At 33.8% G+C, this 21,745-nt stretch carries 23 protein-coding genes; 15 read left to right on the top strand and 8 right to left on the bottom strand.

The features are described 5' to 3' along the window. Positions 1 to 222 precede the first annotated feature (222 nt). The 3 genes from B0I10_RS10905 to B0I10_RS10915 all read left to right on the top strand — a co-directional run bounded on the left by B0I10_RS10905 (position 223) and on the right by B0I10_RS10915 (position 3,245). Positions 223 to 2,238, top strand: coding sequence for a DUF349 domain-containing protein (locus B0I10_RS10905; RefSeq protein ID WP_112086550.1), 2,016 nt, complete (start codon positions 223 to 225; stop codon positions 2,236 to 2,238). A 95-nt stretch (positions 2,239 to 2,333) separates the two neighbouring features. Beyond that, entirely contained in the window at positions 2,334 to 2,678 is a 345-nt protein-coding gene (locus tag B0I10_RS10910; protein ID WP_112086551.1) for a hypothetical protein, read from the top strand. A gap of 81 nt (positions 2,679 to 2,759) precedes the next feature. Next, the gene (locus B0I10_RS10915; protein ID WP_112086552.1) at positions 2,760 to 3,245 is read left to right on the top strand and encodes a hypothetical protein; all 486 of its coding nucleotides are present in this window, start codon (positions 2,760 to 2,762) and stop codon (positions 3,243 to 3,245) included. Between the two features lie 58 nt (positions 3,246 to 3,303). On the opposite strand, the gene B0I10_RS10920 is transcribed toward B0I10_RS10915, so the two are convergent. The 4 genes from B0I10_RS10920 to B0I10_RS10935 all read right to left on the bottom strand — a co-directional run bounded on the left by B0I10_RS10920 (position 3,304) and on the right by B0I10_RS10935 (position 8,412). Further along, the gene (locus B0I10_RS10920; protein WP_112086553.1) at positions 3,304 to 3,909 is read right to left on the bottom strand and encodes a LysE family translocator; all 606 of its coding nucleotides are present in this window, start codon (positions 3,907 to 3,909) and stop codon (positions 3,304 to 3,306) included. 69 nt (positions 3,910 to 3,978) lie between these two features. Then, positions 3,979 to 4,998 (bottom strand): quinone-dependent dihydroorotate dehydrogenase, encoded by a 1,020-nt coding sequence (locus B0I10_RS10925; RefSeq protein ID WP_112086554.1) that lies wholly within the window; start codon positions 4,996 to 4,998, stop codon positions 3,979 to 3,981. Positions 4,999 to 5,035: 37 nt separating this feature from the next. Continuing rightward, complete coding sequence (locus tag B0I10_RS10930; protein ID WP_112086555.1) at positions 5,036 to 6,160, bottom strand: cysteine desulfurase family protein; 1,125 nt, start codon at positions 6,158 to 6,160, stop codon at positions 5,036 to 5,038. 155 nt (positions 6,161 to 6,315) lie between these two features. Further along, positions 6,316 to 8,412: a glycoside hydrolase family 97 protein gene (locus tag B0I10_RS10935; RefSeq protein ID WP_112086589.1), complete on the bottom strand. Its 2,097-nt coding sequence runs from the start codon at positions 8,410 to 8,412 to the stop codon at positions 6,316 to 6,318. A 120-nt stretch (positions 8,413 to 8,532) separates the two neighbouring features. Here B0I10_RS10935 and B0I10_RS10940 point away from each other — a divergent pair, with 120 nt between their 5' ends. Continuing rightward, complete coding sequence (locus B0I10_RS10940; RefSeq protein ID WP_112086556.1) at positions 8,533 to 9,603, top strand: hypothetical protein; 1,071 nt, start codon at positions 8,533 to 8,535, stop codon at positions 9,601 to 9,603. Positions 9,604 to 9,607: 4 nt separating this feature from the next. On the opposite strand, the gene B0I10_RS10945 is transcribed toward B0I10_RS10940, so the two are convergent. Both B0I10_RS10945 and B0I10_RS10950 read right to left on the bottom strand, forming a co-directional pair. Continuing rightward, the gene (locus B0I10_RS10945; protein WP_112086557.1) at positions 9,608 to 10,165 is read right to left on the bottom strand and encodes a Smr/MutS family protein; all 558 of its coding nucleotides are present in this window, start codon (positions 10,163 to 10,165) and stop codon (positions 9,608 to 9,610) included. Next, the gene (locus tag B0I10_RS10950) at positions 10,155 to 10,340 is read right to left on the bottom strand and encodes a hypothetical protein (RefSeq protein WP_112086558.1); all 186 of its coding nucleotides are present in this window, start codon (positions 10,338 to 10,340) and stop codon (positions 10,155 to 10,157) included. The genes B0I10_RS10945 and B0I10_RS10950 overlap by 11 nt, the downstream gene beginning before the upstream one ends. 104 nt (positions 10,341 to 10,444) lie before the next feature. On the opposite strand from B0I10_RS10950, the gene B0I10_RS10955 reads away from it, so the two are divergent. Both B0I10_RS10955 and B0I10_RS10960 read left to right on the top strand, forming a co-directional pair. Beyond that, a complete protein-coding gene (locus B0I10_RS10955; protein WP_112086559.1) occupies positions 10,445 to 10,723 on the top strand; it encodes a DUF2752 domain-containing protein in 279 nt (92 codons plus the stop codon). A 26-nt stretch (positions 10,724 to 10,749) separates the two neighbouring features. Next, positions 10,750 to 11,082 (top strand): CCC motif membrane protein, encoded by a 333-nt coding sequence (locus tag B0I10_RS10960; protein WP_112086560.1) that lies wholly within the window; start codon positions 10,750 to 10,752, stop codon positions 11,080 to 11,082. Between the two features lie 44 nt (positions 11,083 to 11,126). Here B0I10_RS10960 and rocD read toward each other — a convergent pair whose 3' ends face one another. After that, positions 11,127 to 12,410 carry an ornithine--oxo-acid transaminase gene (gene rocD / locus B0I10_RS10965; protein WP_112086561.1) on the bottom strand — a complete coding sequence of 428 codons (1,284 nt, stop codon included), beginning with the start codon at positions 12,408 to 12,410 and terminating at the stop codon, positions 11,127 to 11,129. A gap of 179 nt (positions 12,411 to 12,589) precedes the next feature. On the opposite strand from rocD, the gene B0I10_RS10970 reads away from it, so the two are divergent. From B0I10_RS10970 to B0I10_RS10995, 6 genes are all read left to right on the top strand, one after another. Next, positions 12,590 to 14,023 (top strand): SLC13 family permease, encoded by a 1,434-nt coding sequence (locus B0I10_RS10970; protein ID WP_112086590.1) that lies wholly within the window; start codon positions 12,590 to 12,592, stop codon positions 14,021 to 14,023. An 88-nt stretch (positions 14,024 to 14,111) separates the two neighbouring features. Further along, positions 14,112 to 14,579 (top strand): hypothetical protein, encoded by a 468-nt coding sequence (locus tag B0I10_RS10975; protein ID WP_146740346.1) that lies wholly within the window; start codon positions 14,112 to 14,114, stop codon positions 14,577 to 14,579. A gap of 73 nt (positions 14,580 to 14,652) precedes the next feature. After that, the gene (locus B0I10_RS10980; RefSeq protein WP_112086563.1) at positions 14,653 to 15,087 is read left to right on the top strand and encodes a hypothetical protein; all 435 of its coding nucleotides are present in this window, start codon (positions 14,653 to 14,655) and stop codon (positions 15,085 to 15,087) included. 109 nt (positions 15,088 to 15,196) lie between these two features. Next, positions 15,197 to 16,609, top strand: a complete 1,413-nt coding sequence (rlmD, locus tag B0I10_RS10985; protein WP_112086564.1) for a 23S rRNA (uracil(1939)-C(5))-methyltransferase RlmD — start codon at positions 15,197 to 15,199, stop codon at positions 16,607 to 16,609. Next, positions 16,609 to 17,118 carry a DUF6452 family protein gene (locus tag B0I10_RS10990; protein WP_112086565.1) on the top strand — a complete coding sequence of 170 codons (510 nt, stop codon included), beginning with the start codon at positions 16,609 to 16,611 and terminating at the stop codon, positions 17,116 to 17,118. The genes rlmD and B0I10_RS10990 overlap by 1 nt, the downstream gene beginning before the upstream one ends. Next, a complete protein-coding gene (locus B0I10_RS10995; RefSeq protein WP_112086566.1) occupies positions 17,093 to 17,827 on the top strand; it encodes a DUF6048 family protein in 735 nt (244 codons plus the stop codon). The genes B0I10_RS10990 and B0I10_RS10995 overlap by 26 nt, the downstream gene beginning before the upstream one ends. On the opposite strand, the gene B0I10_RS11000 is transcribed toward B0I10_RS10995, so the two are convergent. After that, positions 17,828 to 18,058: a hypothetical protein gene (locus B0I10_RS11000; protein ID WP_112086567.1), complete on the bottom strand. Its 231-nt coding sequence runs from the start codon at positions 18,056 to 18,058 to the stop codon at positions 17,828 to 17,830. A 143-nt stretch (positions 18,059 to 18,201) separates the two neighbouring features. Here B0I10_RS11000 and thrC point away from each other — a divergent pair, with 143 nt between their 5' ends. From thrC to B0I10_RS11015, 3 genes are all read left to right on the top strand, one after another. Continuing rightward, a complete protein-coding gene (gene thrC / locus B0I10_RS11005; protein ID WP_112086568.1) occupies positions 18,202 to 19,491 on the top strand; it encodes a threonine synthase in 1,290 nt (429 codons plus the stop codon). Between the two features lie 112 nt (positions 19,492 to 19,603). Beyond that, a complete protein-coding gene (locus tag B0I10_RS11010; protein WP_112086569.1) occupies positions 19,604 to 21,322 on the top strand; it encodes a PAS domain-containing sensor histidine kinase in 1,719 nt (572 codons plus the stop codon). Continuing rightward, a complete protein-coding gene (locus B0I10_RS11015) occupies positions 21,322 to 21,732 on the top strand; it encodes a response regulator (RefSeq protein ID WP_112086570.1) in 411 nt (136 codons plus the stop codon). Before B0I10_RS11010 ends, B0I10_RS11015 begins: the two co-directional genes overlap by 1 nt. Positions 21,733 to 21,745 lie beyond the last annotated feature (13 nt).

Below are 21,745 nucleotides of genomic sequence, written 5' to 3' on the forward strand. Positions count from 1 at the left end.
ATCTCCCTTCTAGCCCCGATTGAAGTGGAAATCATCTTTGGCAAAGTTTTTAACTTTTCCAAAGATATTGTAACGGAAAGCGGGAACATGGTTACCTGAAAATGCCCAAGCCATTCGCTCCAAAAAAAACTAAAAACAACTTTAAAAGTCTGATTTCTTTGAATTTTGCTCACTCTTTATTATCTTTCGCCTTTATTTATATGAACCTTAAACATTTGTTCGATGTTAGAAGAAAAGAATGATAACCTGTCGCCTATTGAGAATGAGACAGATGGAAACCAAGAAAACGTTTTGAAAAGCGGGGCAGAAGCGACTGTTGAAGCTGTTTCTGAGGAAGTTGTAACTGAAAACACAGCTCCGATTGAGGAAGATGTAGTGGTTGAAATTTCTACCGAAGAATTGGCCGATGATAGTTCGGAAACAGAAAGCGAACACCAAAAAGCATTGAATGCGATTGATGATTCGAATGCGGAAGAAAGTGAAGACGAAACGTTGAAAGACCGCCATGTTATTCCTTTATTGGATTATCATGCAATGTCGATGGAAGCCTTAGTTGATGAATTGGAAAAGCTTTCTACGGTTGAAAAAATCATGTCGATTAAGGAACATGTTGAGGAAATTAAAAAAGAGTTTTTATCAAAATACACTCATTTTATTGATGAAAAAAGAGAAGAGTTTGTAGCTGAAAATCCGGATACAACAGAAGAGTTTGAGTATCATTTACCTTTGAAAGCCAAATTTGATTTGTTCTACAAACTGATTAAAGGTAAGCAAAATGCTCATTTTAAAAGTTTGCAAAACAATTTACAAGCTAATTTGAACAGACGATTAGCCATTGTAGAAGAAATCAAAAACCTCATTAATCCGCAGGAAAACATTAAAGATACGTTGAAACACTTTAATGAATTGCGAGAAGAATGGCGAACAATTGGGTCGATTCCGCGAGATAAATATAACCATGTGTGGAATAATTATCATTTTCATGTGGAAAATTTTTATGATTATTTGCATTTAGATCGTGAAGCGAGAGATTTAGATTTTAAGCATAACTTAGAGCTAAAACAAAAAATTATTGCACGCGTAGAAGAACTGGTGAACGAGGAAGATGTGACCAAAGCTTTCCGTGAATTACAAGATTTACACCGTATTTGGAAAGAAGAAATTGGGCCGGTTGACAGAGAACACCGTGAGGAAATCTGGAATCAATTTAGTGCGTTAACAAAGCAAATGCACGATAAACGCGAAGGTTTGTTTGCTGGTCTCAGAGAAAAAGAAACAGAAAATTTAGAAAAAAAGAAAGCCATTATTGCAGAAATTGAAGAATTGGCAAAAGTAGAAGTTACAGCTCACTCACAATGGCAAGGCTATATTGAAAAAGTAGAAGCGTTACGCAATGCTTTCTTCTCTGCCGGGAAAGTTCCGAGTGAAGTAAATGAAGATACTTGGGCTGAATTTAAAACGGCTGTTCGCAATTTTAATTCGCATAAAAATGCGTTTTACAAAGACATTAAAAAGGACCAGAACGATAATTTGAATAAGAAAATGGCTTTGGTTGAAAAAGCAAAAGCCATGAGTTTGAGCGACGATTTTACTGCCACTACTCCATTGATGAAACAAATTCAGGAAGAATGGAAGCTAATTGGTCATGTTCCAAGAAAATATTCTGACAAGGTTTGGAAAGAATTTAAAGATGCTTGTAATCAGTATTTTGACCGTATGAAAGCAACAAGAAACGATGCTAACTCGGAAGAAATTGAAGCGTTTGACAAGAAAAAAGCCTACTTAGATTCGATGAAAGATTTTGAATTGATTGGGGATCACAAAACTGATTTAGATGCCATTAAAGCGCACATTGAACAGTGGAAATCGTTTGGAAAAGTGCCTTTTTCCAGAAGACATATTGAAGGAAAATTCAATAAAATTCTGGATGCCTTGTTTGAAAAATTAAGTTTGAGTAAGAAAGACAGCGATATGATGCGTTTTTCTAACAAATTAGAACAACTAGCCGGTTCAGATGACAGTAGAAAATTGGAAGGCGAAAAGATTTTTATTATTCGTAAAATTGACGAAGTACAATCAGAAATCTTTCAGTTGGAAAATAATATTCAGTTTTTCACACATGCCAAAAAAGATAATCCACTGGTGAAAGAAGTTTTTAAAAATATCGAAAAACATAAAGACGAATTGCAAACATGGAAAGATAAATTGAAACAATTGCGGAATTTATCGCAAGAATAATCATCCTATTTTGACATACAAAACCATTCTATACTAGGATGGTTTTTTTTATGGATTAAATACAAACATATCAAACTTAATGATACATTTGCAACGTGAAATGGTTTAAAAATAGTGTTGCGTTAGCCAGTCTTTTGATGCTCTTTGTTTGGGGTGTAAAAGACAATACGTTTGTTGTAGAAAATAGTGCTCCAACTTCGCAAACGGTTCGTTCTATTGAAATAGTTAAAGTGGTTGGCACAAAACAAACCATTGCAGAACATCAGTTTCAAAGTGTTGTAAAGAATAATTCTGCTTTTTTATTATCTTTTTCACCTTTTATTCTTGCGGAAAGCAGCACATTTTTACTTTCAAAATTTACTTCCTTTTTATCAAGGCAAGATCACAATCGTTGTGAAAAAGTTTCTAAACTCTTGTTTCCCTATCATTTTTTTTGGTGATTTAATCGGTTTTCTCGGTTAATCAATTGCTGTAAATAAAATTTACGGCTCGTTTATAATTTACTTAAAAAAATAAAAAAAATGGAAACATCCACCACTTTAATTGGGTTAGTACTAGTATTGATTACTATTCTACCCATCGCCTTTTTATTGAGAAATCAACACATCAATAAATCAAAAATTGAAAACATTTTAAAACAATATAGTCAAGGAAACGCAAAAGCTTTCACTGTTCGAGATACGATAAATAATAAAATTGTTGCCTTTGACGAACAAAACAAAAAGTTATTGTTAATTGATATGAATGCTAAACCGGAATTGGTCACTTTTGCTGATTTGAATGAAATTGCTCATTGCGAAATTCATCGAAAAGTGGAACATTCGCAAACTGCAAACAAAAAAGAACTAGTTACAAAAGTTGAAGTTGTTTTAGAAAAAAAAGCAGACAAAACCAAAATTCCGTTTAAGTTTTATGATTTTGAGTATGAAAAACCAATTCAAATTACTCATTTTAGGGATAATCAATTGGCAGAAAAATGGCTTGATGTGATTAAAAAAGCAATTTAATAGTAGTTATTTGTTTGTGTAATTTCCTTTTCTGATTTATCGGAAAAGGATTTTTTATTTAAATTAAAATCAACACGGCAATTGCGATGAAAACTACAATTTGAAACCATTTTAAAAACAAGGCAAAATGATTATTATTTCGAATGAAAACAGTAAGACTATCCGCCAAAATACTTACCAAAGAAAAAATCACAAATGCTTGGAGCATAAATAAAAAACCAAGTAAATAAATTTGTTGCGTTACATTGACTAATTTTTCGTTAATAAACCCGGGAAAGAAAGCTAAGAAAAACAATGTCACTTTTGGGTTAAGTACATTCATGATAAATCCTTGTCGAAATAATGAAAGTAAGGATCTCTTCTGATTAGTGCTGGTTTTCAGATCTATCGATGAAGAAGATTTATATACTTGAAAAGCTATCCAAAGTAAATAACATGCTCCTAATATTTTAATCCCGGTAAAGATTAATTCAGATTGTTTAATGATAGCTGAAATGCCTAAAGCAATTAACGTGGTATGCGCCAAAATTCCGGAAACCAAACCTGCAGCCGTGGCAATTCCGTACCTTTTCCCGTTAGAGATACTTTGAGTTAAGACATATAAAATATCCGGTCCGGGAGAGAGTGTTAAGGCGATTGATGCGAGAAGGAAAGTAGTAATCATAGTTTACAGTTTGTAGTCGCAGTATTCAGTTAGGTTTTACGATCAACAGACAACTGAAAAGACACAACTTTAATTATTACTTAAAATCTTTTTATTAATCTCTTTAATTAATGCAGGCCCTTCATAAATAAAACCAGTATAAAGTTGCACTAAACTAGCACCTGCATTCAACTTTTCAATTGCATCATCGGCAGTATGAATTCCGCCCACGCCTATAATTGGGAAGGATTTGTTGCTTTTTTCACTCAAAAAACGAATCACTTCAGTGGAACGGTTGGTTAATGGTTTTCCGCTAAGTCCGCCCATTTCTGTTCTATTTTCAGATTGTAAACCCTCACGAGAAAGTGTTGTATTCGTTGCAATTATACCTGCAATTTTGGTTTCATCGACAATGTCAATAATTTCCAACAATTGTTCGTTGGTTAAATCCGGTGCAATTTTGAGTAAGATTGGTTTTTGTTTCGGTTTTTGTAAATTCAAATTTTGAAGTGTTTGCAACAAGTGTGTCAACGGTTCTTTGTCTTGTAACGCACGTAAATTGGGAGTGTTGGGCGAACTTACATTTACGACAAAATAATCAACATGCGGAAATAAAGCTTCAAAACAAATTTCGTAGTCGGAAGTAGCTTCTTCGTTGGGCGTATTTTTATTTTTACCAATATTACCACCAATTAAAACGCCGTTATTTTTTTTCAATCGTTCAACAGCATCCAAAACGCCGTCATTATTGAAACCCATTCGGTTAATGATTGCCGAGTCTTCTTTTAATCGAAATAAACGCTTTTTAGGATTTCCTTCTTGTGGCTTTGGCGTTAATGTTCCTATTTCGATAAAACCAAAACCAAAATTGGATAATTCTTTGTATAATTTGGCATCTTTATCAAAACCCGCTGCTAAACCAACCGGATTTTTAAATTTCAATCCAAATACTTCTCGTTCTAATGTTGGATTTTTGACTTCATAAATGGACTGAAAAAGCATTCCAAAACCGGGAATTTTATTCAAAATACGAATTAATGAAAACGTAAAATGATGCACTTGTTCCGGATCAAAACAAAATAAAATCGGTCGAATCAGTAGTTTATACATGGTCGTTGAGTTGTTGGGCAAAAATACTCATTCTGACTTACATCGCCGCTAAACACGAAATAAAATAATCGATTTCTTCTCGTGTATTTTGATGATTGAATGAAATTCTGAGACTTGGTTTTCTAAGTTCTTCTTCCGATAAAATTTCGGCTAACACATGCGAAGGTTTGATACTTCCCGATTGGCAAGCACTTCCTCGCGAAGCCGCAATTCCTTTCATATCCAATTCAAATAAAATCATCGCTGTTTTTTCAGGTGCAAATGGTAATTGAATATTCAAAATAGAATAAAATGTTTCAAATCCGCCATTGAATTTAAGCAAATGAAACTGATTCATTAATTGCTCAATGGTGTATTTTTTCAATTCAAAAATGGCATTTCGTTCGTTACCTAAATTTTGATAAGCGATTTCTAAAGCTTTAGCCATTCCGGCAATTTGATGAACGGCTTCAGTTCCGGCACGAAGGCCTTTTTCCTGTTCGCCACCAAAAATTAGGGGTGAAATAGTTGTGTTTTTCTTTATATAAGCAAAACCAACTCCTTTAGGTCCGTGGAATTTGTGAGCACTTGCGACTAAAAAATCAACTTGGATTTCCTGCAAATCGATTTCAGTTTTTCCCATGGACTGCACTGTATCTGAATGAAAATAGGCATTTGCGGATTTGCACAACTCGCCTACCCGATTCAAATCTAAAACCACTCCGGTTTCATTGTTCACGTGCATTAGACTTACTAAAGTGGATTTTGGATCTTCTAATAAAGTGGCCAATTGCAAATAATCGAGATGTCCGTTGGCTAAAATCGCCAGGAATTCAACTTCAATTCCAAATTCTTTTTGCAATTCTAAAATGGGATACAAAACAGCATGATGTTCGATTTTGGTTGAAATGATCCTTTTTACGCCAATTTTTGTTACTGCATTTCGCAAAATCCAGTTATTGGCTTCCGTTCCGGAAGAGGTGAAAATAATTTCTTGTCCGGAACAATTTAATTGTTTAGCAATACTTTTTCTGGCCGATTCCAAAATCACTTTTGCACCACGACCAAAACTGTGTGTGGAAGATGGATTTCCGAATTCGGTTTGCATCACATTGGCCATTTCCTGAATTACTTCGGGACGGATGGGAGTTGTTGATGCGTTATCGAGGTATATTTTATTCATTATTTAGTTCGTTGCTTTTTGACCCGCCTAGGCGGGAGATTGCTTTGCCAGTTCGCTATAGCTCGTGTCCTATTTCGACTTCGTCATCTTGCGGAATGACAAAAAGAAATTAAATTACCTTTTACCCATTACCAATCACCTTTCACCCTTTACCATTACAAAGGAAAGAAACTAATCGCTGTTCCGCCGCCGGCTGCTAAATTCAATTTTAATTTGGTTTTAGCAGTTACTTCAATGGTTTTGATAGAATACGCTTTTGGATTTTGCTCCCAATGAGCGTCTTTTCCGTCTTGGTAAATGGTGGCTTTGTATTTTTTTCCGGGTGTTAAAAAGTCTAATGCAATTTCTGTCTTTCTCGGATTTTCATCGGTAATGGCTCCTAAAAACCAGGATTCTTTTCCTTTAGTTTTTCGGGCGATGGTGACATAATCGCCAGGTTCGGCCTCCAAAATCTCTGTTTTATCCCAATCTACTTCCACCTCTTTAATAAATTGAAAAGCATCCGAATAACGTTCGTAATTTTCCGGTAAATCCGCAGCCATTTGTAGCGGACTGTAAATCGTTACATACAAGGCCAATTGTTTTGCCAACGTGGTGTGCACTTGCTCCTTTTTAGTAGCATCATAATAACTCATTTTAATTTCAAAAATTCCCGGCGTATAATCCATCGGACCACCCAGAAAACGTGTAAACGGTAAAATCGTTTCATGAGCGGGTGGATTTCCCACACTCCACGCATTGAATTCGTTGCCACGAGCTGCTTCTGCCGCAATGTAGTTTGGATACGTTCTGTGGTAACCGGTTGGTCTGGATGATTCATGTGAATTAACCATAATTTTATATTCTGCGGCTCTTTCCACCGCATAATTAAAATGATTCACCATCGCTTGTCCGTCATGCCATTCGCCTCGAGGAATAATTTTTCCCACATAACCCGATTTAACAGCATCATAATTATGCTTTTTCATAAAAGAATACGCTCGGTCTAATCTTCTTTCATAATTTGAAACAGAACCCGATGTTTCGTGGTGCATAATCATTTTAACACCTTTTGATTCGGCATATTTTTGTACTTCTTCCACATTAAAATCCGGATAAGAAGTGACAAAATCGAATACATTTTCTTTCCAATTGCCAAACCAATCTTCCCAACCTACGTTCCATCCTTCCACTAAAACACCGTCAAAACCGTGCTTTGCAGCGAAGTCGATGTATTTTTTAGTGTTTACGGTGGTTGCTCCGTGTTTTCCGGTTGGTTTTAATTCGGCATCTTGAGCCATTTGTGCATTTTGTGAACCGGCATAATCCCAAGTTGCTTTACCTACGTGCATTTCCCACCAAATTCCAACATATTTCATCGGTTTGATCCAAGATGTATCTTCAATTTTTGACGGTTCATTTAAATTTAAAACCATTTTTGAGGTTAAAATTGTCCGGGCATCGTCACTTACCATTATTGTTCGCCAAGGTGAGTTAGCCGGAGCTTGTAAATACGCTTTATCGCCAATTGCATTGGGAACCAAATGCGATTGCATTACAAATGATTTTGTATTAACATCCAAATGCATAATTGGATAGTTAACCACGGCAGCTTCAAAAATATTGAGGTATAAGCCGTCGGAAGATTTCATCATAACCGGTGATTGAATGCGGGATTTTGTCATTGGTCCTTTCATCCCAATTCCGTTATTCATATCCAATTTATCCACATCAATTTGTGATAATTTCGTCTCATTATAACTGTACTCTTGGCTGTCATAATCACCCGGAATCCAAAAAGCTTTGTGATCTCCGGTTAATGAAAACTGCGTTACTTCCTCCGAAATAACAAAATAATTTAATTTTTCTTGGGTTGGAATTTCATATCGAAAAGCTAGTCCTTCATTGAATAAACGAAAAACTAAATTCATTTTTCGACCGGTTGCTTTTTGAACAAGTTCAACAATCAATTGATTGTGCTGATCGAGAATTTCTTCTTCTTCGCCTAAAACGGGCTTCCATTTATTTGAAAATGAAGTAGTTTTAGCATTTATTACTTCAAAACCATCCAATAAATCGTCATTGTTTTTTAGCATCAATCCCAAATTACTGGACTGAATGACACTTTTATTTTTATATTTTAGTTGATAGGATGGTTTTCCTGCTTGACTCAATTCAAAAATCATTTGTAACTGATTATCAGGCGATTTCAATTCTTGGCTGTGAGCAAATCCAACAAACATCAGACAAAAAAAGGCAATGGAATTTTTCATTTCGATAATTTTTATGAAGAAATCAAAGATAAGAATTATGGTTAAAATCATACTAATTAAAGTGAAATGCTTTTTAGAGAAATTAAAAATCCTATTTTTGTTTATTATTTTGATACTCTTATGAAAAAAATACTTGGTTTTTTTGTGCTTTTACTTTCATTGAACGCGTGCGACGATGGTGATTTTAACATTGAGTCGTTTGATTTTACAACCGCTAGTACGAATTCGTGTAACAGTGGTGAATCAGGTTTTTTTATATATAGAATTAATGATAATGAAGCTTTGATTATTCAAATTCCGGAAAATAGTTTTAGAAATGAAATTACCCCTCCGGGAGTGCCAAGAATAATTAATATCACTGGCACAAATAAAGTGTTTTACAGGCTATATAATGGTTCTTTAAGTGCAAATGTAATTTGCAACACTATTCCTCCTGCCACACCAACTGTCTCCACAGAGTGGAATGCAGTTTCTGGAGATATTGAAATTAGTACTTTTGTAAATAAACAAGTTAATGAAACCACCAATGCTTCAGAAATAACCGGCTATACACACACTATTGTTTTACGCAATGTAAATTTTGATACAGGAAACGGCAACCAACAATTGTTTACCGAATTGGTTTTTGGTGACTATGTTACTTCCTCTTTTCGTCAAGGAAATTACAATATAAACATCACGTCTTGCAATATAGCACCTGTTGGTTTAGACCCTATTTATGACTATTCGTATTTGTTTAAAATTCCAACAACAGGTCCGTCTACACCGGCAAATGTACCACCACAAGCCATGACGTTAAAGATAGATCCTAATCTGTTTGTGGCAGAGGCAACTTCTGAAAACAACCCCCCAAGAACAGACATCATTGATGGCGATCTAAATGTATTAAAAATAATATATTATGGATCAAGTATCAGCTCTGAATTATTATGTGCTAATGAAACTCCAACTCCTCTAGAGGAGTTTATATCTGAGGATGGTGTGACTGGAATAAGCGGTATTATTGAAGTGAGAACCACTATTGAATATGAAATTCCAACTGATAATCTTAGCCCAGTAATTGGTCATCGTCATAAAATTACTTTGAAAAATGTAACGATGACAAAAGTGGTTCTTCCGTCCCAATTACCAGTATCATTTAATTTAGGTGATGTGTATGAATTTGGAGAGTTTGTAATCAATCTCCCTTAAAAAATTATACCATTTTCTTTTGGATAAAATACACCTCGGTTGCACCCAATCCGTATTTTTGATAATTGGCATCTTGAAAAGTGATGTTGTCATATCTGCCTAATAAAAAATCGAGTTCGGCTTTTAGAACACCTTCACCAACGCCGTGAATAAAAACGACTTTTGGCATACGGTTTTTTTGAGCAAATTCGAGTTGTCTTTTGGCGGTTTCCATTTGAAGATTTAGGATGTCATAATTGTTCATTCCGCGTTTGGAAGGAACTAATTTTTCAATGTGTAAATCTACTTCCAACACAAATTCATCCTTCTTAGATTTCTTTTCTTTGGTAAAATTTCGCTTGATTGGCTCAACTTTTTCTTTGATAGCATGACTTACTTTTTCTCTTGAAATAAATCCTTTTAACTCGTTGGAATTGTTTTCTTTAATTAATTCGTTGACAAAATATGTCATCAAAAAACCATCGGTAGTTTCTACTTCAATTTGATCATTTTTAATTGAAACTACCACTCCGGAAATATCTTCATCCAACGCTGCTACTTTATCTCCAATATTAAATTTCATCCTCTTCTTTTTCTTGATTTCTACTAGGTACTTTTTGCATTAATTTCATCACTCCTATCATCACAATTACAATAGCGGCAACTTTAATATAAATTGAATAGTTACTACTCTCTTTAGGTGTATAAAATGCAAAAAAAGCAGCAATTAATACGATAAGGATAAATACTTTTTTCATCAAATAAAATTTAGATTTCAAAGGTAAAGATTAAAATTAAATGTAGAACAATGATAAATCAATCTCTTTTTTTTGTAAAATTGTATTCTTAAAATTAAAAAATTATGGAAGACTATATGCTTCCCTGTTTATCAAAAAAATTATTTGGCGTGGATTGCTTTGGATGCGGCATTCAACGTTCATTTACATTGTTGTTGCAAGGTAATTTTGAAGCAGCTTTTTATATGTATCCGGCAATTTATTCAATGATGCTGTTTTTTCTATTCATTGGCATAAGTATGATTGATAAATCACGAAGCTATCACAAACTAATTGTTTTTTTAGGAATCATCACAGCATTTATAATGATATTTTCTTATTTTTATAAACTTTTATATTATTAATCAACCAACAAATTAAACATTACATTATGGAAAAGCAAAAATTACCTAATGCTACGGCAGTCATTATTTTGGGGATTTTATCGATCGTAACCTGCTGTTGTTACGGAGTTTTAGGAATTATTTTAGGTGTTATTGCTTTGGTATTAGCAAAAAAGGACACTCAGCTTTATTTAGAAAATCCCGAATTATATTCAAATTATAGAAATATCAAAACGGGTAAAATTTTAGCTTATATTGGATTGGCATTGAGCCTTATCTATCTTTTGTTGGTAATTTGGATGATTGCAACGTTTGGTTTTGAAGGAATGCAGGATCAAGAATTGATGCAAGAAAAATTAAGAGAAATGCTTGGTCAATAAATAATAAATTAAAAAGGGTGGAATTTTATTTTCACCCTTTTTTTTTATCTTTCAAATTCTTTCAACGTCTTGATAATTATCGAAACACAATCGAGCAACTGTTCTTCGTTCATCACCAAAGGCGGAGCGAAACGAATGATATTTCCATGCGTTGGTTTGGCTAAAAGACCGTTTTCGGCAAGTTTCATACAAATATCCCAAGCAGTTGAGCTTTCTTCGGAATCATTAATCACAATGGCATTTAAAAGCCCTTTCCCTCTTACTAAAGTAACAATGTTACTGTTTTGAATGTATTTGCCCAATTCACTTCTAAAAAGTTTTCCTAATCTGCGAGCATTTTGAATTAATTGTTCATCTTCAATCACTTCTAACGCTGCTGTTGCTACTGCCGCTGCTAACGGATTGCCACCAAAAGTTGAGCCATGCTGACCGGGTTTAATCACATTCATGATGTCATTATCAGCCAAAACAGCAGAAACCGGATAAACTCCGCCTGAAATAGCTTTACCAAGTATCAACAAATCGGGTTTAACATAGGTTTGTGGATTGCGTTCACATTTGCTCTCACAACTACAATTTCCGCAAACAGCTAACAAAGAGCCTGTTCTAGCAATTCCTGTCTGCACTTCGTCAGCTATAAAAAGCACGTTATTTTGCTTGCACAAAGCTTGTGCTTGAGCAATAAAATTCTCAGAAGGAACATATACACCGGCTTCACCTTGAATTGGCTCTACTAAAAATCCGGCAATATTTTTATTATTCTCTAAAACATTTTTTAAAGCATCTATATCATCATATGGAATCTTAATAAAACCTTCGGTGAACGGGCCAAAGTTTTTCCTTGCGTTTTCATCATTTGAGAAAGAAATAATCGTGGTTGTTCTTCCATGAAAGTTGTTTTCACAAACTACAATTGCTGCTTGATGTTCATCGATACCTTTCTTTTCGTAAGCCCATTTACGACAAATTTTAAGTGCGGTTTCAACGGCTTCTGCCCCTGTATTCATGGGTAAAACTTTATCAAACCCAAATAAATCGGTAATAAATTTTTCATATTTACCCAACTTATCGTTATAAAAAGCTCTTGATGTTAAGGTTAACGTTTGAGCTTGTTCTATCAAAGCGTTCACAATTTTTGGATGACAATGACCTTGATTGACAGCCGAATAGGCAGAAAGAAAGTCATAATATTTTTTTCCTTCCAGATCCCAAACATACACGTCCTTTCCTTTACTCAACACAACGGGTAAGGGATGATAATTATGTGCTCCGTGTTGATTTTCTAAGGCAATGAGTTCTTCTGAATTGATTTTTTCTAAAACTGACATTGTAATAAATTTTAAATGCGATACATATCAATTCCTACTTGATGGAGAGAAATCATCCAAATAAGTAGCAAAAATAAGCAATATTCTTTGAAAACGTTTGCGTGAATGGTTAAAATAAAATGACATTAATCAGTCCAGTTGTTCAAGATTGTTACTATTTTTACTCTAAATTTAAAACTATGTCTGATTCAAGGAATTATTCGATAAAACAACTGACTAAAATTCAACTAAAAGTTGCTCGTCAAAGCAGGACAATTATGTTTCTTTTTTCTGCAGTTATCGCAATTTTATTAGTTTTACTGCTTAGAGATTCTGCTTTTACACCTACACAAGATTATGTGCTTTTTTTACTTTTTTTCTCGATTGGGTTATGGATTACAGAGGCAATTCCACCTTTTGCTGTTGGTATTTTGATTGTTGGTTTTTTGGTCTTTACGATGGGTCAAGAAAACACGATGGATGCCAAGCGATACGTTCAAACTTGGTCCGATGGAGTAATATGGTTATTTCTTGGGGGATTTTTTCTGGCGGAAGGAATGAAAAAAACGAAACTAGATTTTTTACTTCTAAAAATTGCAGCTCCAAAATTCGGTTCGCAAGCCCAATACATCATTCTTGGATTGATGATGACCACCGCAATAATCTCAATGTTGATGAGCAATACGGCAACCACGGCGATGATGATTGCAACGGTCACGCCATTATTCACTCAATTGGGTAAGACTTCAAACATTTCAAAAGTATTGGTATTGGGCATCCCAACAGCTGCCGCTATTGGTGGAATGGGTACAATCATAGGCTCTGCTCCAAACGCAATTGCCGTTGGTGCTTTGGAAGGTATTGGAATAAAAATCACATTTATTGAATGGATGATTATTGGTGTTCCGGTGGCTTTTATTTTAATTTTTATGTTTTGGAAAATTTTATTAATCAAGTATAAAATTAAAAAAGAAACACTTTCGCTGGACTTTTTGCAAGAAGAAGAAATTCAGGAAGAAGAATACAGCGAAGAAGATAAAATTAGAAAAAGAATCGTATTAATCGTTTTAGTTACAACGCTATCACTTTGGTTAACTTCACAATGGACTGGCATACCTGTAGCAGCCGTATCGGGCATTCCAATTGTTGCTTTAACAATGTTGGGCATTATTGATGCAGATGATGTTCGCTCACTCCCCTGGGATACACTCATGCTTGTTGCAGGAGGTTTAGCTTTAGGATTAGCAATTCAAGAACAAGGTTTAGCCGATTATTTCATTTCAAAAATTAGTTCGGTTGATATAAATTTTTATTTGTTACTGTTTATATTCTCGCTAACCACTGTAACATTGTCTAACTTTATGAGCAACACGGCTGCAACAACCATTTTAATTCCGGTGGCTATTTCATTAATGAGTATTACTGAAGGTGTTGATCCTATGGTTTTGCCTTTTGTGATAGGTCTAAGTGCATCTTGTGCACTATTATTGCCCGTTTCTACGCCGCCTAATGCAATTGCATACAGCACCGGTTTAATAGAACAAAAAGAATTTAGAATTGGAGGAATATTTATTGGACTAGTTGGACCAATCTTGATTATCACATGGACTTTACTGTATGCAATGATCAATTAATAACAAAACGAACAGCGATTTTTTTTACCAATTCATCGAAATGTTTTGTACATTCTTATCTTTTTTGATAATTTTAAAGAAAAAAATCATGAAAAACATTTTACACATTACTGCAACTTGCCTACTCTTTTTATTGTCTTCCTGTTCTGATAATGATGACGATTTGGCCTCAAATGATCAAACAAATAAAGTTTTTGCAACAATAAATGGTGAAGTAATTAAATTTGAGAACCTTGTGATTACCAAACAACCCTACACCAATTCAGAAACTAGTTTTGAATGGGTTGACATTCGTGTTTTAGGATACAATACTGAAAATTCGCTAAATGCAATTGAATTTATTGCTGAAGAAGGCTTATTGGGGGCAGAATCCATTTGGCGATTCAATATTACTATCAACGGTTTTACGTATGTGCAAGACAGTAGTGCCTTCACAACTTTAGTTACAGAAAGCACCGAAAACAAGTTAACAGGAACTTTTTCTGGCGTTTTAACAGAGCCTAATAACGGACAAACTATCACAGTTACCAATGGCCTTTTCAACTTAGACCACTAATCGTATTTTTTCTTAAATCATGTTAAATAATTCATATTAAAACATTAAATTTGTTTATCTTATACTGATAAACATGAAAAACAAATTATTACTTATTCTGTGTTTTGCTTTGATTGGAATTTATTCTTGTTCAACGGATGATGATAAATCAGAAGTCAATTTTATTCGGGCAAAATTCAATGGTGTAGAACAAAAGTTTAACATTATAAGTGTTGACATAGTTGATTACGTTATTGAAGGATATTCCGATATAGAAGTAACAGCCACAATGACTAGTGATGCTACAAAAACAATTGTTCTGAAATCTGAATATGGCACAACCGGAGACATCATCTGGGGAATGTATTATACGACAGACGGAACTTATTACCAAAATGATGAAAACCTTACCAATTCAAATGTAACTGTAAATTCTCCCGGCAGATACACCGGCACATTTTCAGGCACTTTAAACAGTTCTACTGGAATTGTGCTAGTAACTGAAGGTTCATTTGATATCATTTACTAGATTCTTAAAAATTATATTTTTAAACGCCTTTTTACTATAGGCGTTTTTTTTATTGTAAAAAATTCACAAGTCGCTAAAATTTTACTAGCTAATAACTTATTTTTGCTCCATGGGAAGAAAGAATACAGACAAAATTATATTTAGGGAAGTACCCGTTTTAGATGCCGGAGCAAAAGGTGTTTCGGTTGCCAAGGCAGAAGATGGAAGAGTTATATTTATTCCAAATGTGGTACCCGGTGATGTAGTGGATGTACAAACTTTCAAAAAAAGAAAATCTTATTTTGAAGGAAAAGCCATTCATTTTCACAAATTTTCAGAACATCGTGTTGAACCGGAATGTCAACATTTTGGAGTTTGTGGTGGTTGCAAATGGCAAAATATGAACTATAGCCAACAATTATTTTATAAAAATAATGAAGTTTTTAATAATTTAAAACGAATTGGAAAAATTGAACTTCCAGAATTTGAAGAAATTTTAGGCTCCAAAAAACAATTTTTCTATCGCAATAAGATGGAATTCTCTTTTTCAGATAGTCGATGGCTCACCGAAAATGAAATTCAAGATGATACAGAAATTCATGATAGAAATGCGTTAGGTTTTCATATTCCAAAAATGTGGGATAAAATTTTAGACATTCAAAAATGTCATTTGCAACAAGATCCGTCCAATGCAATTCGAAATGCCATAAAAGAATTTGCTACAGAAAATAACATTCCTTTTTTTAATGCGCGGAATCATGAAGGTTTGTTGAGAACGTTGATGATTAGAACTACTTCCATAGGTGAAATCATGGTGCTCATTCAGTTTTTTAAAGAAAATAAAACGCAACGTGAATTGGTGCTGAGTTTTCTTTCTGAAAAATTTCCTAAAATCACCTCTTTACTGTACGTGATTAACGGAAAAGCAAACGATACTTTGTACGACCAAAACATCAAATTATTTAAAGGGAGAGAATATATTTTAGAGGAAATGGAAGGCTTGCAATTTTCAATCAATGCCAAATCATTCTATCAAACCAATTCTGAACAAGCGTACGAACTTTATAAAATTACCCGAGAATTTGCCGGTTTAACCGGAAATGAGCTAGTGTATGATTTATATACAGGAACAGGTACCATTGCTCAATTTGTCTCTAAAAAAGCTAAAAAAGTGATTGGTGTTGAATCCGTTCCGGAAGCCATTGCTGATGCCGAAGAAAATGCAAAACGAAACAACATCACCAATTGCGAATTTTTTGTGGGTGACATGAAAGACGTGTTTAATGCAGAATTTATTGCCACTCACGGAAAACCGGATGTTATTATCACCGATCCGCCACGAGACGGCATGCACGCAGCAGTTGTTGAACAAATCATGAAAATCGCACCGGAAAAAGTGGTGTATGTCAGCTGTAATTCGGCCACACAGGCACGTGATTTAGCCTTGATGGATTCATTATACAAAGTTACACGCGTTCGCCCGGTGGATATGTTTCCGCAAACACATCACGTTGAAAATGTTGTACTTTTAGAAAAAAAATAATGAAAAACAGTTTAAAAATTTTCTTTTTACTACTCACAACAGGGCTTTTTTCAGGATGTGAAAAAGACGATATTTGTGCTGACGGAACCCCAACAACCCCTCGATTAATTATTGAGTTTTACAGTAAAGATAACAGTACGGTAAGAAAAATAGTTGCCAATTTAAAAATCCAAGGAGAAGGAGCGGCGACAACTTTAAATTTTAATCAAGTGGATACGATTGAGCTACCACTTAAAACGAATGAAAATTTCACAAACTATAGTTTTAACATCAATTCCACATCGAGTACAGCGACTAACAATACCGATTTAATTCGATTTAATTATATTGTCAATGATATTTATGTTTCGAGAGCATGCGGATTTAAAAGCTTTTTTAATCTAAATTTAGCAAATGGTGTGGTAAAAACAAATCCTGAAGGAGACGATTTCTTTTGGATAGAAAATGTAGAAATTGTAAAAAGTAATGTTGAAACCGAAGAAGATGTCCATATCAAAATGTATTTTTAGTTTTTTACTATTCTTGTTTTCTCAAACTATTTTGGCTCAGGAAACAAAAAATGACAGCATTATTACTCCTTTAAAAACAGAGCGTTATGGACTGCGGCTGGGAATTGATGCCTCTAAATTGGCACGAAGTTTTATACAAGAAGATTACAGAGGTCTAGAAGTTGTTGGAGATTATCGCCTCACAAAAAAATATTATCTAGCCGGAGAAATTGGAAACGAAAAGCGAACAATCGACGAAGATCGTGTGAATTTTACCATTTCGGGAACCTATTTTAAGGTGGGTTTCGACTATAATTCGTATGAAAATTGGTTGGATATGGAAAACCTCATTTATGTTGGTATGCGTTTTGGAACTAGTACGTTCAGTAAAGAATTAAATACTTATCGAGTCTATAATCCAAATCCTTATTTTGGGGAGTCACCAACCATTGCTTCCGGAAGAAAATTTGATGGTTTATCGGCCCAATGGATAGAAATTGTTGCTGGGGTTAAAGCCGAATTGTTTTCAAATTTTTATGCCGGTTTCAATTTTAGAATTAATTATTTAGTGGGAAATAAAGAACCTAATGACTTTGAAAATTTATATATACCGGGTTTCAATAAAAAGTATGAAGGTAAATTTGGGGTTGGTTTTAACTATACTCTTTCTTATTTCATCCCTCTATATAAAAAGAAACTCCAACCAACCTCTGAGGGAACCAAAAAGTAATTAAATTGATTTCACTCCTTTTAAAAAAATCCATTTCACAAATAATTGCTCGCCCTCTTTCGTTTTGGCTACTTGAAACTTCGGAGCTAAAATAAGTGTAATGATAAATGCAATAAAAGGAGGCCAAAATCTTTCTAACGTTGTCATGTATTCAATTGCAATGCGAAAAGGAATAAAAAAAACAGCAAAAGAAATCAATTGAAATAGAAACGCTTTTGTTTTGAGACTCATAAATTTTAATTTTAGCAAAGTTACAAAATTTTAAACGCATCAGGTTGTTGTTATTTTTTTGACTTTCTTCGAGTATTAAAAGTTTTATTTTACTTTTACGAAATTGTTGTACTGATTTTATACCCAAAAAACAATTCGATTTGATGTACTATAAAAGTTTAAACAAATTATCACCATCTGTTTCTTTTGAAAAAGCTGTTGTTTTTGGACTAGCTCCAGATAAAGGGCTATATTTTCCGGAAGAAATAAACCCTTTACCCGCCTCTTTTTTTGAGAATATTGAAACATTCACTTTCACTGAAATTGCATACGAAGCAATAAAACAATTTATTGGAAACGAAATTTCTGAAAATGAATTGAAAAAAATTCTTTCGGAAACATTAAATTTCGATTTCCCTCTCATAAATGTAGAAGAAAATGTTTATTCATTAGAATTGTTCCATGGTCCAACTATGGCCTTTAAAGATGTTGGTGCCCGCTTCATGGCGAGATGTCTTGCTTATTTCAATAAAAAAAATCCGTCTCAAAAAAACACTATTTTGGTTGCTACCTCCGGCGATACAGGTGGTGCAGTAGCTAATGGCTTTTTAGGCGTTCCCAATGTAGAAGTTATCATATTGTATCCTAGTGGAAAAGTGAGCGATGTTCAGGAACGTCAATTAACTACACTTGGTCAAAATATAACAGCATTAGAAGTCGATGGCGTTTTCGATGATTGTCAAGATATGGTAAAAAAAGCTTTTTTAGATTCCGATTTAGCCCATAAAAATTTAACTTCTGCTAATTCCATCAATGTGGCCAGATGGTTACCACAAATGTTTTACTTTTTCTTTGCATATAAGGAATTGAAAAAATACAATAGACCACTTATCGTTTCCGTTCCGAGTGGTAATTTTGGGAATATTTGTGCCGGTATAATGGCAAAAAAATTGGGTTTACCCATTGCGCATTTTGTAGCTTCCACCAATGAAAACGATACAGTTCCTCGATTTATGACAACTGAAATCTACAGCCCAAAAGCTTCCGTACCTACTTTATCCAATGCGATGGATGTGGGAAATCCAAGTAATTTTATCAGAATTCAGGAATTATATCAGTTTGACATGGACGCTTTTAGAAACGACTTTTCATCCTATCATTTTTCAGATGAAGAGACAATCAATCTGATGAAAAAAATATATGACCAGTTTAATTATATTACAGAACCTCATGGGGCAATAGGCTACTTGGGGCTAAAAAAAGAACTCGTTAATTACCCTAATCACATTGGTGTATTTTTAGAAACAGCACATCCTATTAAATTTTCAGCTATTGTAGAATCTGCTTTAAAGTTGACATTACCCATTCCAAAACAGATTGAAGGAGTATTAAACAAAGAAAAGAAAAGTTTTAAAATCAAAACTTATGCTGATTTGAAAGAGTTTTTAAACTAATTCAAATTCCAAAACAACAAAATACCACATTATTTTATGATTCAAATTCAACAACCAAAACTCAACTATCGAATCAATGTAGAAAAGATATTAATTTATTTATATTTGGATAATGAAAAGTAAATCAAATATCATCGCTTTTGTTTTTATTATTGCTTCGCTTTTTTTAGCTATCATCATGCATTTGGTCTTGAGAGGAAGTTTTAAAAACGATTTTCAAAGCTTAATCACTTTTCATTTTATTAAAGATGTAAGTTTTATTATAGCTGCAGGTTTACTTCTTCGCTTTGTAATCGCCCGAAACGACAAACGAAATATTTCTATTTTAGAGCAACTTCAAACTATTAACACCGAAATAAAAGATTCTAACGAACGCTATGACATTGTTGCAAAAGCAACCAGTGATACAATTTGGGATTGGAAAATACAAGAAGATGAATTTATATGGAACAAAGGAATTCAGGGGATTTTTGGGTACAAAAAAGAAGATGTAGGTCAAACCTCTAGTTGGTGGTTTGACAGAATTCATCCGGAAGATAGTTTAAAAATGTCCGTAAAACTGTACTCATTTTTAGAACAAAAAACAGAACGATGGCAAGACGAATACCGTTTTAAATGTGCAGACGGTAGCTATAAATATGTTTTTGACAGAGGATTCTTGGTTAAAGACGCAGATGGTAAAGCAATCCGTATGATTGGAGCTATTCAGGATGTTACAAAACAGAAAGAAGAAGAACAACGTTTGAGACTTTTAGAAACGGTAATTACCCAAACCAAAGAGGCCGTTGTGATTACAGATACCGATATTTCTAACAATCCAATTCCGAATATTATTTTTGTCAATCCTGCTTTTACAAAAATGACAGGATACAAACCTAAAGAAGTAATAGGAAAATCACCAATAATGTTCTCCGGACCAAAAGCTGACATGAGTGAACTGGAAAAACTTTCAACTGCGATCAAAAATTACAAAGAATGTTTTATTGAAACCCTAAGCTACAAAAAGAATGGAGAAGAATATTGGGTAAACTTTTCCATGATACCGGTTACCAACAAAGAAGGAGAACATTCGCATTGGATTTCTATTCAGAGAGATGTAACAAAAGAAAAAAATCAAGAACGCGAAAGAGAACAGCTTATTCGAGAGTTGACTCAGAACAACAAAGATTTAAAACAATTTTCTTATATCACATCGCACAACTTTAGAGCTCCGCTTTCAAATCTAACCGGCCTTTTACATTTGTTAGAGGATGTGCCAATAGAAAATGAAGAACTTCAAGAGATTTTAAACGGATTCAAGCGATCAACTCATCTGTTGAATGAAACGATTGAAGATTTAGTAAAAGTGGTAATCATTAAAGACAACCCGTCAATATTAAAAGAAGATATTTCTATTAAAGAAATTTTTGAAAATGTATTCTTTCAATTAAATAATCAAATTAATCTTTACAAACCAACCATTAAATTTGATGTGGATGAAACACTTTCAATTCACATCAATAAAGCCTATATGGAAAGTATCATTTTAAATTTAATGTCCAATGCCCTTAAATATCGCTCGAAAGATAAAGTATCAAAAATTTTAATAAAAGCTGTAGATAAAGAAAATTTTGTAAATTTGATTATCAAAGACAATGGAATTGGAATTGACTTAGATAAAAACGGGGATAAAATATTTGGACTGTATCAACGCTTTCACAATTATCCGGATAGCAAAGGTTTAGGATTGTATTTAGTTAAATCTCAAATTGAAGCAATGGGTGGATCTATTGAAGTTGAAAGTCAAGTAGGAAAAGGAACCCAATTTACACTAACCTTTAAAAAAGAATAATGTTGAAAACTATATTGTGCGTTGATGACGATCCAATCACACTGATGCTTTGTAAAAAAGTTATTAAAAAAGCTGAATTTAGTGAAGATGTACTATTTGCAAATAATGGTCAAGAAGCATTTGAGTTAATTCAATCATTGGTAAATAAAAAACAAAATGATACAGAAATTAACTTACCTCAACTTATTTTTTTGGATTTGAATATGCCTGTGAAGAACGGTTGGGAATTTTTAGATTTATTCAATACTACTATCTCAAATGAATTTTTGGAAACAAAAGTAATTATTCTATCATCGACTATTGACCCCTCTGATTATAATAAAGCCAAACAATATGATATTGTCTCCCATTTTTTATCAAAACCAATTACGGTAGAAATGCTTGAAAATCTAAAACCAATATATTCTTAAAACAAAAAGAGCT

Origin of the sequence: Flavobacterium lacus, from assembly GCF_003268815.1 — a bacterium.
GTDB classification, from domain to species: Bacteria; Bacteroidota; Bacteroidia; order Flavobacteriales; family Flavobacteriaceae; genus Flavobacterium; species Flavobacterium lacus.